Source organism: Streptomyces odontotermitis (assembly GCF_050510915.1).
Classification (GTDB): domain Bacteria; phylum Actinomycetota; class Actinomycetes; order Streptomycetales; family Streptomycetaceae; genus Streptomyces.
This window is the reverse complement of the sequence record NZ_JBNJLS010000001.1, coordinates 102,155-116,225: the sequence shown is the minus strand read 5'-3', so window position 1 is coordinate 116,225 and position 14,071 is coordinate 102,155. Positions and strand designations below refer to the sequence as shown.

Here is a 14,071-nt window from a genome sequence, read left to right as displayed (position 1 = left end):
GGCGCCCCGTCCCGGGGCGCCCCCGCCGCCCGTCAGCCCTTCAGGGCCGCCTGCATCATCGCCTTGGCGATCGGCGCCGCCAGGCCGTTGCCGCTGACCTCGGCGCGGGCCGCGCCCGAGTCCTCGATCATCACCGCGACGGCGACCTCCTTGCCGTCGCTGCCCTTGGCGTAGGACGTGAACCAGGCGTACGGCGTCTTGCTGTTGTTCTCGCCGTGCTGCGCCGTACCGGTCTTGCCGCCGACCGTCGCGCCGCTGATCTTGGCGTTGGTGCCGGTGCCCTTCTCGACGACCGTCTGCATCGCGGACTGCAGCCCCTCGGCGGTGGACTCGCTCATCACCCGCTGGCTGTCGCCGTCGCCGAACTTCTGCAGCTCGTTGCCGGAGGAGTCGGTGACCTGCGAGACCATGTGCGGCTTCGCGAGCTCGCCGCCGTTGGCGATCGCGGCCGAGACCATCGACATCTGCAGCGGCGTCGCCGTCACGTCGAACTGGCCGATGCCGGACAGGGCCGTCTGCGACTTGTTCATCTTCGACGGGTAGACGCTCTCGCCCGCCCGCACCGGGATGTCCAGCTTGTCGGCGTTGAAGCCCATCTTCTCCGCCATCGACTTGACCTTGTCCTGGCCCAGGTCGACGGCCATCTTGCCGAAGACGTTGTTGCACGAGTACTGCAGGGCCGTGCGGATGTCGGCGTTCTCGCAGGGGGCCGACGGGTTCTCGTTCCTCAGGTCCGTGACGGTGCCCGGCATCCGGTACGGGTTCGGGCTGTTCGTCTTGGCGTCCACCGAGCCGTACAGGCCGTCCTCCAGGGCGGCGGCCGCGACGACCAGCTTGAAGGTCGAGCCGGGCGGCAGCGGCTGGCGCAGCGCGCGGTTCACCATCGGCTTCTCCTTGTCCGCCTGGAGCTTCTTCCAGGCGTCGCCGTCGGTGGACCCGCTGATCTTCGACGGGTCGTACGACGGCGTCGAGACCATGCCGAGGATCCGGCCGGTCTTCGGGTCGATGGCGACGGCCGCGCCCTTGGTGTCCCCGAGCGCCTTGTAGCCGGCCTTCTGCACCGCCGGGTCGATGGTCGTGACCACGTCACCGGGGTCGGCGCGCTTGTTGGTCAGGACGTCCAGGGGGTTCTTCAGGCGGGTGTCCGTGCCGTCGAGGATGTCCTTGTAGATCCCCTCCAGCTGCGTGGCGCCGTACACCTGCGAGCTGTAGCCGGTCACGGCCGAGTACAGGGAACCGCTCTTGTAGGTGCGTTTGTACGCGAGGTCGCCGCCCTTCGTCCGCGCGGAGCCGGTGATGGAGTCACCGCCCACGATGATGTTGCCCAGCGGGTACGCGTACTGCTCTATCGCGTTGCGCCGGTTGTGCTTGTCGTCCGCGAGCGCCTTCGATTCGTAGAACTGCACCCAGCTCACCCGGACCAGCAGGGCCAGGACGAGGAGCAGTGTGAAGACCGAGACGCGCCTGATCGTCTTGTTCATCTCACGGGATGACGAGCGGGGTGGAGCGATTCGTTCCACTCTGGCGCGGTTGTGGCGGTTTTCTCAGTGAGTTCTCAGGTTCTCACCGGGTGCTCAGGAACCATTGCGGTCGTTCATGAGTCCCGCCTCGTACGCCGCGATCACCACCTGGGTGCGGTCCCGGGCCCCCGTCTTCGACAGGATCCCGGCCACATGGGTCTTCACCGTGGCGGGGCCGACCCCGAGGCGCGCGGCGATCTCCGCGTTCGTCAGGCCCTCGGCCATCAGGCGCAGGGTGTCGTGCTCACGCCCGGTGAGCCGGGCCACCCAGGGCGGGGCGGCGGGCCGGGCGCGGGCGTGCTCGGCGGCCAGGGCGCGCACGGCGGCCGGGAAGAGCAGCGAGTCGGTGCGCGCGACGAGCTTCACGGCCTGCACCAGCTCGTCCGCGTCGGCCCGCTTCAGCAGGAACCCGGAGGCGCCGGCGCGCAGCGCCTCGTACACATAGGCGTCGTTCTCGAAGGTCGTCACGACGACGATCCGGGGCGGGCGCGCCATGCCCTTGAGGATCTGCTCGGTGGCGCGGATCCCGTCGATCTCCGGCATCCGGACGTCCATGAGCACCACGTCGGGCTCCAGGTCGCGCACGACGGAGACGGCCTCCGCGCCGTTCGCCGCCTCGCCCACGACCTCCAGGCCCGGCTCGGCGGAGAGGATCGCGCGCAGCGCGGTGCGCACCATGCGCTCGTCGTCGGCGAGGACGATGCGGAGGCGGTCGCGGGCGGGCTCGGTCATGGATGTCCCTTCACGGTCACGGATGTCCCTTCAGCGGAAGTCGTACGGTCAGCCGCCACAGCCCGGCGGCGGAGTCGGGCTCCTTCCCCAAGCTCTCAACCTCGTTCGAGCAGGGGAGACCCCATTCGGCGGCGCCGCCGAGCACCCGGGCCCGGTCGGCGATGCCGCGCAGTCCGTGACCGCCGCCGGGGCGGGCGCCCGGGGAGTGGGGCGGCAGCGGGTTCTCGGCACTGATGGCCAGGTCGGTCCCGTCGCGGGCGATGCGCAGGGTGACGTCGGTGCCCTCGCCGCCGTGCCGCAGCGCGTTGCTCAGCGCCTCCTGCACGATGCGGTACGCCTCCCGGGAGACCAGCGGCGGCAGCTCCGCCGGGTCCAGGCCGATGTCGGCGCTCACCTTCAGGCCGCCCGCGCGGGTGCGCCGGAGCAGCCCGTCGAGGTCGGCGGCGAGGGTGGGGGCGGGCGCGGTGGACCCGGCGTCGCCCGCCTCGCGCAGCACCCCGAGGACCGCGTCCAGCTCGCCCACGGTGCGCCGGGTGGTGTCCTCGATGGCGGCGAGCGCCTCCCGCACGAACTCGGGGTCGTGGTCCAGGACCCGGCGTGCCGCGCTCGCCTGGAGCGTCACGGCGCTCAGCGCGTGGCCGACCGAGTCGTGCAGCTCGCGCGCGATGCGGCCGCGCACGGCGAGGTCGGCGGCGCGCCGCTCGGCCTCGGCGAGCCGGTCGGCGGGGGTCGGCCCGAGCAGCGCGGGCGCCCAGCGGGCGAGCAGCCCCCCGGCCGCCGCCGCGCACGCCGCGAGCGCCACCAGGAAGAGCACACCGGCGACCGGGGCGACGGCCAGCACCCAGGTGTGGTCGAGGTGCGGGGGAAGCCCGAGCCTGCTGCCGGTGAGGAGGGCGGCGAACGGCAGGGCGATCAGGAACAGCGCGAACGGGGGCAGCGCGATCGACATCCCGCTGATCACGCCGCCGAACCCCAGGTGCAGCGTGAACCAGGCGACGGTCCGCTGCTTCGCGGCCCGGGATCGCGCGGGCCCGTCCGCGAGCGCCTCGTCCGGCACCGCGCACAGCGCCCGCACCGCCGCCGCGGACATGGGCCGGGTCAGCGGGAACAGCGCCGTGACGGCGGCGAGCGGCAACCCGATGGCGAAGGAGAGGAGTTGGGAGCCGATCGAGCTCAGGATGGCGCCGTCGCCGAGGAGCGGACCGATGATGACGGAGCCCACGAGGACGTACGGCATGGCGAGCGCGCCGCCGAGGATCAGATGGATCCAGCGGCGGCGCGCCCGGTGCCCGAACAGGGCCGAACTCGCGGCCCGTACGCGGGAGTTCACGCGGCGTTCGCCCGTTCCCTGAAGTGCCGCACACCGATGGCGGCGACGAGGATCCCGACGATCATGTGCCCAGCGTAAGTGAGGTTCATGACCGGCGTGGGCTGCTCGGAGACCCCGCTGACCGCGGCGAGGCCGAGCCAGCCGCCCCAGCAGGCCGCGGCGCCGGAGCCCACCCAGGCCAGGGCGAGCGGCACCTTCACGGGCAGCGTCCGCCCGGCCCGGAAGGCGAGCAGGAGGCCGCCGGCCGCGGCGGCCAGCAGGAAGACCGCGTACATGGCCTCCAGGACGTGGGCGTCGCTGGTCAGCCCGCCGGAGCGGCTCTCGCTCAGCCCCCACCGCGAGTCGCAGGCCCACATCAGGTGCGTCACCACCGGGAACAGCGCGACGACGGCGGCGGCCACGGCGAGGGTGCGCTGCGTGTGGCCCGTGGCGCTGCCCGGCAGGTCCCGCACCCTGCCCCGCCACAGGTGGCCCCAGCGGTCCCGGGCGTACAGCACGAAGAGGGTGCCGAGGGCGAGGCCCTGGAGGATGAACCCGGTGTAGACGACGCCGAAGACCCAGTCGTCGAGGAACGCCCTGCGCCCCGTGTCCGCGGGCTTGTTCACGGTGCCGCCCGCCGCCTTCACCAGCAGTTGCAGCGGGTACCCGGTCATGATCGGCGCGAGCAGCCCGCTCGCGGCCCACATCGGCAGCCCGAGCAGCCAGGCGGGCACGCGCAGGCCCCAGGGGCGGGTCAGCAGGAGGGCGAGGGCGACGACGGCGGCGTCCATCAGGATCGTCACGCTGTTGGCGACGACCATGGTCGCGCGGTGGTCGAGCAGCGAGCTGCCGTCGGGGATGCCGATGTGGCTGCCCGCGACCCAGGCGATCTTGAGGGCGATGTAGGGGAGGCAGGCGGCGATGGCGAGGGTGCGCAGGGCGCGGCGGGCGCGCCAGGTTCGCCGGGGGGCGTCGCTGGTGGCGGTGGCTGCGGGGAGGAGGGTCGTCGGCGTCATACGTCCACACTCGCGTGGCCGGGGCCGCCGGACATCCTGCCCGCCGATGATCCGCCTCCGCCGCGTGGGGGAGGCGGCACCGTCATTCGGCGCTGCGCGCGTCGTCCTCGGTCGCCGGACGGGCGGGGACAGCCTGCCCCGGGGAAAGCACCAGCAGTACCTCCTCCACCTCTCCCTCCCGCGCATGCGCGTACGCCCGCTCCCGCCCCACCGGCCGGAACCCGCACTTCTCCAGCACCCGCAGCGACCCCGCGTTGTCCGCAGCGGCCCGCGCCCGCAGCGGCCGCTCCACGATCTCCGCGAGCAGCAGCCGCAGCGCCCCCGTGGCGATGCCCCGGCCCCACTGGGAGCGGTCCACCCAGTACGTGACCTCGCGGCGGCCCCGCTCGCCCCACACCCCCGCGTGCCCCGCCACGTCGCCGTCCGCGAGGATCGTCCATACGTCGGTGTCCGGTGACGAGCGCAGCTCGGCCCAGTGCGCGGTGAACCGGTCCCAGTCCGCGGACCTGGGGGACGTGAACGCCGCGACGTGGTTCGACTCGGGGTCGTTCGCCCAGCGGAAGAAGACGGGCACGTCGCTGTCGTGGACCGGGCGCAGGGCCACCTCGGCCGCCTCGCGTGCGGGGAACCCGGGAAAGCCGGTGAACTCAACCATGGCTCAGAGCCTACGAGTTGCCAGTGTCAGCCGGTCGCGCGCGTCGAACAGGGCGTCCTTCACCATCTGTTCGTGCGCGGGGGTCAGGCGCGCCACCGGCACCGAGCAGCTGATCGCGTCGCGGGCCGGGGTGCGGTAGGGGATCGCCACGCCGAAGCAGCGCAGGCCCAGCGTGTTCTCCTCGCGGTCGACGGCGAAGCCCTGCTCCCGCACCACGCGGAGCTCCTCGATGAGCTTCTCCCGGTCGGTGATGGTGTGTTCGGTGAGCGCGGGCAGCGTCTCGGGGAGCATCTTGCGGACCTGCTCGTCGGTGTGCGTGGCGAGCAGCGCCTTGCCGAGCGAGGTCGAGTGCGCGGGCAGCCGGCGCCCCACGCGCGTGAACGGCCGCAGATAGTGCTGGGACTGACGGGTCGCCAGGTAGACGACGTTCGTGCCGTCGAGGCGGGCGAGGTGGATGGTCTCCGTGGTGTCGTCGGAGAGGCGGTCGAGGGTGGGGCGGGCCGCCGCCACCACCTCGTCGCCGTCGATGTAGGAGGTCCCGACGAGCAGGGCCCGCACCCCGATCCCGTACCGTGTGCCCGTCGCGTCCGTCTCCACCCAGCCGAGGTCGACGAGGGTCCGAAGGAGCATGTACAGACTGGACTTGGGGTATCCGACGGCCTCCTGGACGGCGGCCAGCGTGTGCATGCCGGGGCGGCCCGCGAAGTACTCGAGCAGCTCCACGGTCCGTACAGCGGACTTGACCTGCGCTCCACCCGTCTCGCCAGCCGCCATCGCCCTTGACCCCTCAGTTCGCCGAGAAATAGTCTCCAGTCTCCGTTCATGAACGGAGACAGCGTTCAATATATCGAACGGCCCTGGTGAGTGGCATACATCTGGAGGAACCCGCGGTGGCAGCAGCACCAGTCTGGAGTGTCGACCCCCGAACCGGGAAGCAGCGCGAGCAGGTTGCGGTGGAGGCCACGGCCGAAGAGGTGGACGAGGCGGTCCACGCCGCGCACGCCGCCCGCGGCGCGCTCGCGGACCGCGCCGTGCGCTCCGCCTTCCTGCGCTCCGCCGCCGACCTCCTCGACGGCGCCAGGGACCAGCTCGTGGAGGCCGCCGACGCGGAGACCGCGCTCGGCCCGGTCCGGCTGACCGGTGAACTGGCCCGCACCTGCTACCAGTTGAGGGCCTTCGCGGACCTCGTCGACGAGGGTTCCTTCCTCGGCGTCGTCATCGACCACCCCGATCCTTCGGCCACCCCGCCCGTCCCCGACCTGCGCCGCTACAAGCTGCCCCTCGGCGTCGTCGCCGTCTACTCGGCGTCCAACTTCCCCTTCGCCTTCTCCGTGCCCGGCGGCGACACCGCCAGCGCCCTCGCCGCGGGCTGCCCCGTCGTCGTCAAGGCCCACCCCGACCACCCGGCCACCTCCGAGCTGGTGGCCGTCGTCCTGCGCCGGGCCGCCGCCGCGCACGGCATCCCGGAGGGCGTGCTCGGGCTCGTGCACGGCTTCGACGCGGGCGTGGAACTGGTGCGCCACCCGCTGGTGGCCGCCGCCGGGTTCACCGGTTCCGTACGCGGCGGCCGCGCCCTCTTCGACGCGGCGGCCGCCCGGCCCGTCCCGATCCCCTTCCACGGCGAGCTCGGCTCCCTCAACCCCGTCGTGGTCACCGAGGCGGCCGCCGCCGAGCGGGCCGAGGAGATCGGCGCGGGGCTCGCGGGCTCGATGACCCTGGGCGTCGGCCAGTTCTGTGTGAAGCCCGGTCTGGTGCTCGCCCCCGAGGGCGCGGCCGGCGACCGGCTCCTGAAGTCCCTGACCGCCGCCGTCAGCGACACCGAGGCGGGTGTCCTGCTCGACCACCGCATGCGGGACAACTTCGTCGCGGGCGTGCGCGAGCGCGGTGAACTCCCGGACGTGGAAGCCCCGGTGACGCCCGGCGCGGGCAGCGAGCACACCGTGGCGCCGGGGTACCTCACCGTCCCGGCCGCCAAGCTCGCCGCCGAGGGCGCGCACGACCTGCTCCTGGAGGAGTGCTTCGGCCCGGTCACCGTCGTCGCCCGCTACGCCGACGCCGCCGAGATCACCGCCGTCCTGTCCCGGCTCCCCGGCAACCTCACGGCGACCCTGCAGCTGTCGGCGGACGAGGCGGCCGGGGAGGGGGAGGCGGCAGAGCTGCTCGCCGAACTCACCCCGCTCGCCGGGCGCGTGCTCGTCAACGGCTGGCCCACCGGCGTCGCCGTCGCCCCCGCCCAGCACCACGGCGGCCCCTACCCGGCGACCACGTCCACCTCGACGTCCGTCGGCGGCACGGCCGTCGAGCGCTGGCTGCGCCCGGTCGCCTACCAGTCGACGCCCGAGGCGCTGCTCCCGCCCGAGCTGCGCGACGCCAATCCGCTGGGGCTGCCGCGCCGCTTCAACGGCCGCCTGGAACACTGACGCCCATGGACCTCCGACTCCCCGAACTGCCCTTTCCGCTGCGCTCGTACGGGCCTGACGGCCACTGGTCGTACGAGGCCGACGAGACCGGCGGGGACGCGGCCGGGGTGCTCACCGGCTGGGCGGGCCCCCGCCAGGACCGGTTCGTGCCCCCGACCGGGGAGGCCCTCGACCCGGCGTCGGACGCTCCCCGGCTCCTCGGGGCGCCGGAGGGCGACTTCCAGCTGATCGCCCGCGTCACGGTCGGCTTCGCGGCCGCCTTCGACGCGGGCGTGCTGTATCTGCATGTGGGCGAGCGGAATCAAGAGGCGGACGCGGAGCGTCTCGATGGAAGGGCGGCGGTGGGTGGCGGGTGGGCGAAGCTCTGCCTGGAGCGGTCGCCGGACGAGCCGACGATCTGCACGGTCGTCACGCGCGGCCGCTCCGACGACGCCAACGCCTTCGTGGTGGACGGCCCCAGTGCCTGGCTGCGGATCAGCCGCACCGGGACCGCGTTCGCCTTCCACGCCTCGACGGACGGCGAGCACTGGACGTTCGTCCGGATCTTCTCGCTCGGCGACGAGGAGACGGCCGGCGCCGCCCTCGTCGGCTTCATGGCGCAGTCGCCCGTGGGGGAGGGCTGCGTGGTGACGTACGAGAACATCGAGTTCCGCCCGAACTGGCCGAAGGGGCTGCGCGACGGTTCGTGAGCGGCTGAGCGGCTGAGCGGCTGAGCGGCTGAGCGGCTGAGCGGCTGAGCGACTGAGCGGCTGAGCGACGGGTGCGGAACCTCCGCCGGGGGCGGCACGTCTTTCCCGACATGATCCAAAACATCATGATCAGGACCGCCGTGCCCGCCGAGGCCCCCGCCCTGACCGAGCTGCACGCCCGCGCCCGCGCCACGTACTACGAGGGCGGGTTCCCGGACGACGGCGTCGACTGGGCCGAGCGGTGGCGCGCCGCCATAGAGCGCCCCGACGGCCACGTCCTGTGCGCGGTCCGCGACGGCCGCGTGGCGGGCCTCGCCTCCTTCCGCACCCCCGAGGACGCGCCCGCGGACACGGTGAAGCTGTTCCAGTTCCACGTGGACCCCGACCTGTGGCGCACCGGCATCGGCGGCTGTCTGCACGCGGCGTGCGTGGAGGAGTGGCGGGCCGACGGGATGACCGAGGCGATCCTGGACGTGCACGCGGACAACGCGCGGGCGCAGGGCTTCTACGCGGCCAAGGGCTGGGAGTCGCTGGGTGCGGGCGACGACGGCGGCGGCCACGTACGGATGCGCCTGCCGCTCGGGGAATCGCCGCTCGGGGAATGAGGGGCTCCGGAGCCGTGTTGAGGGCCTGAGTACAGCCCGCACGACCTGGAAAGAAGCCGAGAACATGCGCGTGGAGATCTGGAGCGACATCGCCTGCCCGTGGTGCTACGTGGGCAAGGCCCGCTTCGAGAAGGCGCTCGCCGCCTTCCCGCACCGCGACGGCGTCGAGGTGGTGCACCGCTCCTTCGAGCTGGACCCGGGCCGCGCCAAGGACGACACCGGGCTGGTGATCCCGATGCTGGCCCAGAAGTACGGCATGAGCGAGCAGCAGGCCAGGGAGGCCGAGGCACGGCTCGGCGAGAACGCCGCCGCCGAGGGCCTCGACTACCTGACCGAGGGCCGCGACCACGGCTCCACCTTCGACATGCACCGCCTGCTGCACTTCGCCCGGGAGCAGGGCCGCCAGGACGCGCTGCTCGACCTGCTGTACCGCGCCAACTTCGCCGACGAGAAGTCCGTCTTCGCCGACGACGAGCGCCTCGTGGAGCTCGCGGCCGCCGCGGGCCTGGACGCCGACGCGGCCCGCGCTGTCCTCGCCGACCCCGAGCGGTACGCGGCCGAGGTCCGCGCCGACGAGCGCGAGGCCGCCGAACTGGGCGCGAACGGCGTGCCGTTCTTCGTCCTCGACCGCACGTACGGCGTCTCCGGCGCCCAGCCCGCCGAGGTCTTCACCCAGGCCCTGGAGCAGGCGTGGGGCAGCCGCTCCCCGCTGACGACGCTCGACGGGGCCGCGACCGGCGACGCCTGCGGCCCCGACGGCTGCGAGGTCCCGCAGGTCAAGGGCGACGTATAAGCGTCGCTTACCGGATCCGCGTACACATCCGCAATGGACGGCGGTGTGCGGGGACGGCACAGTTGGCCCATGGGGATCATCACCGGTGACGAATTCGCGCCCGAGTCGACCTACTTGAACACCGCGAGCTGCGGGCTGCTGCCCCGCCGCGCCGCCGAGGCGGTCCGCGCCCTGACCGCGGAGCTGGTCTCCGGCAGGCCCGGCGGGGCGGGGGACTTCGAGGTGGTGGACGAGGCGCGGCAGCGGTTCGCGCGCCTCGTCGGCGTGGACGCCTCGCGGGTGGCCACCGGCGGCTCCGTCGCCGTGCACGTCGGCCTGATCGCGGGCTCGCTGGCGCCGGGCAGCGAAGTCCTCTTCCCCGAGGGCGAGTTCGGCTCCGTCATCGATCCGTTCCTGCTGCGCGGCGACTTCAAGCTGCGGTACGTGCCGCTCGCGGAGCTCGCCGCGTCCGTGCGGCCCTCGACGGCGCTCGTCGCGTTCTCGGCGGTCCAGTCGGCGGACGGCAGGACCGCGGACCTGGCGGCGCTGCGGGAGGCGGCGGCCGCCCACGGCGCCCGCACCCTCGTGGACGCGACCCAGGCCACCGGCGCCTGCCCCGTCGACGCCTCCTGGTGGGACTACACGGTCACGGGCGCCTTCAAGTGGCTGCTGTGCCCGCGCGGCGCGTCCTTCCTGACGGTGAGCGAGTCCGCGCAGGAGTCCCTGACGCCGGGCAACGGCGGCTGGCTCGCGGCGGCCGACAGCTGGAACTCCACGTACGGGCCGCTCACCGAACTCGCCCCGGACGCCCGCCGGTTCGACGAGCCGCCCGCCTTCCTCGCCTACCACGCGGCCGTCCCCGCGCTCGCCCTCCTGGAGGAGATCGGCGTGGCCGCGATCCACTCCCACGCCATGGGCCTCGCGGACCGCTACCGGGCGGGTCTGGCACGCCTCGGGCACACCCCGGTCCCGGGCGGCTCGTCGATCGTCTCGGTGCCCGGCCTCGCCGACCGGCACGGCGAGCTGTCGCGCGCGGGCGTCCTCACCTCGGCGCGCGCGGGCCATCTGCGGGCGTCGTTCCACCTGTACAACACGGAGGCGGACGTGGACCGGATCCTGGACGTGCTGGACGGGACGGGCGGCTGAGCGCCGGACCGCGCGGGCAACCGGCCGCCGGACAGGCCCTAGTCGGCCGCCGCCCGCCTGGCCTCCACCGGGCAGTCCGCCGTCTCCTTGCAGAGGTTCTCCTCGACCCGCGCGAGCAGGCGGGCCAGCTGCTCGCACTCGGCCGCGTCCAGGCCCGCGACGGTGTGCCCCTCCAGCCGGCCCCAGACGTCCGTCATCTGGGTGAGCAGTCCGCAGCTGGCCTCGGTGGTCTCGACGAGCACCGCGCGCCGGTCGTCCGGGTCCGGGCGGCGCCGCACGTGTCCCGCCTGCTCCAGGCGCTGCAGCATCTTCGTGACCGTCGAGGGGTCGAGCTCCAGGCGCTTGATGAGCTCGGACTGGCGCACCGCGCCCGCGTCCCACAGGTGCATCATCAGGAGCTCCTGACCGGGGTAGAGGCCGAGGTCCTTGAGGAGCTTGCCCGCGGTCAGGCGGTGCAGCCGGGCGACCCGGCTGATGGCGTGGCTGATGGGGCCCGCCAGGGTCACATCGGGTTCCTCGGTACAGGCGGGGTCGGCCTTCATCGCGCGCTCCTCCTCGGTCTTCCGGCTGCTCCCACGAGAATACCTTGGTCGGCCAATGAATGCGTTACAGTGGGCTCACGGCCGAAAGCTTGGCCGACCACATAAATGTGGGTTCCCCGCCACCCGTATGCCTTGGGAGCACCGATGACCACCGCGTTCGACACCATCGACCTGTCCGGCACCACGCTCTCCAACCGCGTCGCGATGGCGCCCATGACCCGCAGCAGGGCGGGGGAGGGCGGCGTCGCCACCGACCTCACCGCCGAGTACTACGCGCAGCGCGCCTCCGCGGGCCTGATCATCACCGAGGGGATCCAGCCCTCCGCGATCGGCCAGGGCTATCCGTTCACGCCGGGCCTGCACAGCGCCGAGCAGGTCGCCTCCTGGCGGAAGGTCACCGACGCCGTGCACGCGAAGGGGGGCCGGATCTTCGCGCAGATCATGCACGCGGGCCGCATCGGCCACCCGGTGCTGCTGCCCGACGGGCTCGTGAACGTGGCGCCCTCCGCGATCGCCGCACAGGGGCAGGTCTTCACCCCCGAGGGCCCGAAGGACTTCGTCACCCCGCGCGAGCTGACCGGCGCCGAAGTCCGCGCCACCATAGGGGACTTCGTGGCCGCCGCCCGGGGCGCGATCGACGCGGGCTTCGACGGCGTCGAACTGCACGGCGCCAACGGCTACTTGATCCACCAGTTCCTCGCGCCGGGCTCCAACCGGCGCACCGACGAGTGGGGCGGCTCGCCCGAGAACCGCATCCGCTTCGCCGTCGAGGTGGCCCGCGCCGTCAGCGCCGAGATCGGCGCCGCCCGCACCGGCTTCCGCGTCTCGCCCGGCAACCCCTTCAACGACATCTCCGAGCCCGACCCGGAGCCCACCTACACCGCCCTGGTCAAGGAGCTGGACGCGCTCGGCCTCGCGTATCTGCACGTCATGGAGGTGGGTGACATCCGTGAGCTCACCACCACGCTGCGCCAGGGCTTCAGCGGCACGTTCGTCCTGAACCCGCAGACCGAGGGACCCACCGGAGCCGACGCCCTCGCCCTGATCGAGGACGGCACCGCCGACGTGCTCACCTTCGGCTCGCTCTTCCTCGCCAACCCCGACCTGCCCGCCCGCCTGCGGGCCGGCGGCCCCTACAACGAGCCCGACCAGGCGACGTTCTACGGCGGCGACGCGAAGGGCTACACGGACTACCCGGCGCTGTAAGCGGCGGAGGCGACAGAAGCAGACACCAGGACGCGAACCGGCCCGGCATCCACGAAGGACGCCGGGCCGGTTCGACTCGCTTGCGCGCTACCTCACTTGACCGGAGTGAAGTCCCGTGCCCCGATGTACTCGGGGCGCCGGATGGGTGCCGCGAACGGCTCCACCGCCGTGTTCTCCACGCTGTTGAACACGATGAAGACGTTGCTGCGCGGGTACGGGGTGATGTTGTCCCCCGAGCCGTGCATGGCGTTGCAGTCGAACCACGTCGCCGAGCCCGCCTCGCCGGTGAACAGGCGGATGCCGTGGTCGGACGCGAGGCTCGTGAGCGTCCCGTCCGACGGGATGCCCGCGTCCTGCATCTGCAGCGACCGCTTGTAGTTGTCCTTCGGCGTGGCGCCCGCACAGCCAAGGAACGTCTTGTGCGAGCCGGGCATGATCATGAGCCCGCCGTTGGTGTCGTGGTTCTTGGTGAGCGCGATCGACACCGAGACGGTGCGCATGTTCGGCAGGCCGTCCTCGGCGTGCCAGGTCTCGAAGTCGGAGTGCCAGTAGAAGCCGGAGGCACCGAAGCCCGGCTTCACGTTGATCCGCGACTGGTGGACGTACACGTCCGAGCCGAGGATCTGCCGGGCCCTGCCGACGACGCGCGGGTCCGCCGCCAGCTTGGCGAAGACCTCGCTGATCTTGTGCACCTCGAAGAGGGAGCGGATCTCCTGCGAGCGCGGCTCCACGATGGAGCGCGGGTTCTCCCGCATCGCGGGATCGCCCATCAGGCGCTCCAGCTCCGCGTGGTAAACGGCCACCTCATCGGGGGTGATGAGCTGGTCGATCGCCAGGAACCCGTCCCGTTCGAACCCCGCCAAGTCCTGGGCCGTGATGGGCCCTTCGGCACCCGGCGCGGACCACACCACGGGGTCCTTGCGCTCGATCAGCACCTCTTCGGTGCCTCGCGTCGGGTACAGGTCGGCGGTGCGTTCGGGTGCGGTGGTCATGGTGTTGCCTGCCTCTCCTCTCGTACGGCCCTGTTCGGGATGTAGAACGCGAAAGTCAGTCGGCCTCGGGCTCGGTGAGCAGCGGGTAGACGCCGTTCTCGTCGTGGTCCTCGCGGCCCGTCACCGGCGGGTTGAAGACGCACAGGCAGTGGAAGTCTTCCTTGATCCGCATGGTGTGCTTCTCGTGCCCGTCGAGCAGGTACATGGTGCCCGGCGTGATGATGTACTTCTCGCCGGTCGTGTCGTCGGTCAGCTCCGCCTCGCCCTTGGTGCAGACGACGGCCTCGATGTGGTTCGCGTACCACATCGACGTCTCCGTACCGGCGTACAGGATGGTCTCGTGCAGGGAGAAGCCGACGCGCTCCTTGGCGAGCACGATGCGCTTGCTCTCCCAGGTGCCCGACTTGGCCTTCACATGCCGGTCGGTGCCCTCAATGTCCTTGAACGAACGGACGATCACGGTGAGT

Annotated in this window: 15 protein-coding genes; 6 read left to right on the top strand and 9 right to left on the bottom strand. The window is 72.5% G+C overall.

Annotation, left to right across the window (positions count from 1 at the left end; genetic code table 11):
• Window positions 1–32: 32 nt before the first annotated feature.
• The 6 genes from ACQB60_RS00555 to ACQB60_RS00530 form a co-directional block, all read right to left on the bottom strand.
• Window positions 33–1,481, bottom strand: a complete 1,449-nt coding sequence (locus ACQB60_RS00555) for a peptidoglycan D,D-transpeptidase FtsI family protein (RefSeq protein ID WP_496923786.1) — start codon at window positions 1,479–1,481, stop codon at window positions 33–35.
• A 93-nt stretch (window positions 1,482–1,574) separates the two neighbouring features.
• Window positions 1,575–2,252, bottom strand: coding sequence for a response regulator transcription factor (locus tag ACQB60_RS00550; protein ID WP_496923785.1), 678 nt, complete (start codon window positions 2,250–2,252; stop codon window positions 1,575–1,577).
• A 16-nt stretch (window positions 2,253–2,268) separates the two neighbouring features.
• Entirely contained in the window at window positions 2,269–3,582 is a 1,314-nt protein-coding gene (locus ACQB60_RS00545; RefSeq protein WP_496923784.1) for a sensor histidine kinase, read from the bottom strand.
• Entirely contained in the window at window positions 3,579–4,577 is a 999-nt protein-coding gene (locus ACQB60_RS00540; RefSeq protein ID WP_496923783.1) for a hypothetical protein, read from the bottom strand. Before ACQB60_RS00540 ends, ACQB60_RS00545 begins: the two co-directional genes overlap by 4 nt.
• Window positions 4,578–4,659: 82 nt before the next feature.
• Window positions 4,660–5,232 (bottom strand): GNAT family N-acetyltransferase, encoded by a 573-nt coding sequence (locus ACQB60_RS00535; protein ID WP_496923782.1) that lies wholly within the window; start codon window positions 5,230–5,232, stop codon window positions 4,660–4,662.
• Window positions 5,233–5,235: 3 nt separating this feature from the next.
• The gene (locus ACQB60_RS00530) at window positions 5,236–6,006 is read right to left on the bottom strand and encodes an IclR family transcriptional regulator (protein WP_384839913.1); all 771 of its coding nucleotides are present in this window, start codon (window positions 6,004–6,006) and stop codon (window positions 5,236–5,238) included.
• Between the two features lie 116 nt (window positions 6,007–6,122).
• Between ACQB60_RS00530 and ACQB60_RS00525 the strand changes: the two genes are divergently transcribed.
• The 5 genes from ACQB60_RS00525 (at window position 6,123) to ACQB60_RS00505 (ending at window position 10,864) form a co-directional block, all read left to right on the top strand.
• Window positions 6,123–7,652: an aldehyde dehydrogenase (NADP(+)) gene (locus tag ACQB60_RS00525; RefSeq protein WP_496923781.1), complete on the top strand. Its 1,530-nt coding sequence runs from the start codon at window positions 6,123–6,125 to the stop codon at window positions 7,650–7,652.
• Window positions 7,653–7,657: 5 nt separating this feature from the next.
• On the top strand, window positions 7,658–8,341 hold the full coding sequence (locus ACQB60_RS00520; protein WP_496923780.1) for a DUF1349 domain-containing protein: 684 nt from the start codon (window positions 7,658–7,660) through the stop codon (window positions 8,339–8,341).
• 110 nt (window positions 8,342–8,451) lie between these two features.
• The gene (locus tag ACQB60_RS00515) at window positions 8,452–8,946 is read left to right on the top strand and encodes a GNAT family N-acetyltransferase (protein WP_496923779.1); all 495 of its coding nucleotides are present in this window, start codon (window positions 8,452–8,454) and stop codon (window positions 8,944–8,946) included.
• A gap of 64 nt (window positions 8,947–9,010) precedes the next feature.
• On the top strand, window positions 9,011–9,739 hold the full coding sequence (locus ACQB60_RS00510; RefSeq protein WP_496923778.1) for a DsbA family oxidoreductase: 729 nt from the start codon (window positions 9,011–9,013) through the stop codon (window positions 9,737–9,739).
• Between the two features lie 69 nt (window positions 9,740–9,808).
• Window positions 9,809–10,864 carry an aminotransferase class V-fold PLP-dependent enzyme gene (locus ACQB60_RS00505; protein ID WP_496923777.1) on the top strand — a complete coding sequence of 352 codons (1,056 nt, stop codon included), beginning with the start codon at window positions 9,809–9,811 and terminating at the stop codon, window positions 10,862–10,864.
• A 38-nt stretch (window positions 10,865–10,902) separates the two neighbouring features.
• Here the strand turns inward: ACQB60_RS00505 and ACQB60_RS00500 are convergent, their stop codons facing one another.
• Window positions 10,903–11,406, bottom strand: coding sequence for a MarR family winged helix-turn-helix transcriptional regulator (locus tag ACQB60_RS00500; protein WP_496923776.1), 504 nt, complete (start codon window positions 11,404–11,406; stop codon window positions 10,903–10,905).
• Window positions 11,407–11,550: 144 nt separating this feature from the next.
• Here ACQB60_RS00500 and ACQB60_RS00495 point away from each other — a divergent pair, with 144 nt between their 5' ends.
• Window positions 11,551–12,612 carry an alkene reductase gene (locus ACQB60_RS00495; protein ID WP_496923775.1) on the top strand — a complete coding sequence of 354 codons (1,062 nt, stop codon included), beginning with the start codon at window positions 11,551–11,553 and terminating at the stop codon, window positions 12,610–12,612.
• A gap of 92 nt (window positions 12,613–12,704) precedes the next feature.
• On the opposite strand, the gene thpD is transcribed toward ACQB60_RS00495, so the two are convergent.
• Both thpD and ACQB60_RS00485 read right to left on the bottom strand, forming a co-directional pair.
• Window positions 12,705–13,604 carry an ectoine hydroxylase gene (gene thpD, locus ACQB60_RS00490; protein ID WP_496923774.1) on the bottom strand — a complete coding sequence of 300 codons (900 nt, stop codon included), beginning with the start codon at window positions 13,602–13,604 and terminating at the stop codon, window positions 12,705–12,707.
• A 55-nt stretch (window positions 13,605–13,659) separates the two neighbouring features.
• Window positions 13,660–14,064, bottom strand: coding sequence for an ectoine synthase (locus ACQB60_RS00485; protein ID WP_496923773.1), 405 nt, complete (start codon window positions 14,062–14,064; stop codon window positions 13,660–13,662).
• Window positions 14,065–14,071: the final 7 nt, after the last annotated feature.

Excerpts from the sequence above, each read along its gene's own strand:
- ACQB60_RS00555 (WP_496923786.1), bottom strand. The coding sequence starts at position 1,481 with ATGAACAAGACGATCAGGCGCGTCTCGGTCTTCACACTGCTCCTCGTC.
- ACQB60_RS00550 (WP_496923785.1), bottom strand. The coding sequence starts at position 2,252 with ATGACCGAGCCCGCCCGCGACCGCCTCCGCATCGTCCTCGCCGACGAC.
- ACQB60_RS00540 (WP_496923783.1), bottom strand. The coding sequence starts at position 4,577 with ATGACGCCGACGACCCTCCTCCCCGCAGCCACCGCCACCAGCGACGCC.
- ACQB60_RS00535 (WP_496923782.1), bottom strand. The coding sequence starts at position 5,232 with ATGGTTGAGTTCACCGGCTTTCCCGGGTTCCCCGCACGCGAGGCGGCC.
- ACQB60_RS00530 (WP_384839913.1), bottom strand. The coding sequence starts at position 6,006 with ATGGCGGCTGGCGAGACGGGTGGAGCGCAGGTCAAGTCCGCTGTACGG.
- ACQB60_RS00520 (WP_496923780.1), top strand. The coding sequence starts at position 7,658 with ATGGACCTCCGACTCCCCGAACTGCCCTTTCCGCTGCGCTCGTACGGG.
- ACQB60_RS00515 (WP_496923779.1), top strand. The coding sequence starts at position 8,452 with ATGATCCAAAACATCATGATCAGGACCGCCGTGCCCGCCGAGGCCCCC.
- ACQB60_RS00510 (WP_496923778.1), top strand. The coding sequence starts at position 9,011 with ATGCGCGTGGAGATCTGGAGCGACATCGCCTGCCCGTGGTGCTACGTG.
- ACQB60_RS00505 (WP_496923777.1), top strand. The coding sequence starts at position 9,809 with ATGGGGATCATCACCGGTGACGAATTCGCGCCCGAGTCGACCTACTTG.
- ACQB60_RS00500 (WP_496923776.1), bottom strand. The coding sequence starts at position 11,406 with ATGAAGGCCGACCCCGCCTGTACCGAGGAACCCGATGTGACCCTGGCG.
- ACQB60_RS00495 (WP_496923775.1), top strand. The coding sequence starts at position 11,551 with ATGACCACCGCGTTCGACACCATCGACCTGTCCGGCACCACGCTCTCC.
- thpD (WP_496923774.1), bottom strand. The coding sequence starts at position 13,604 with ATGACCACCGCACCCGAACGCACCGCCGACCTGTACCCGACGCGAGGC.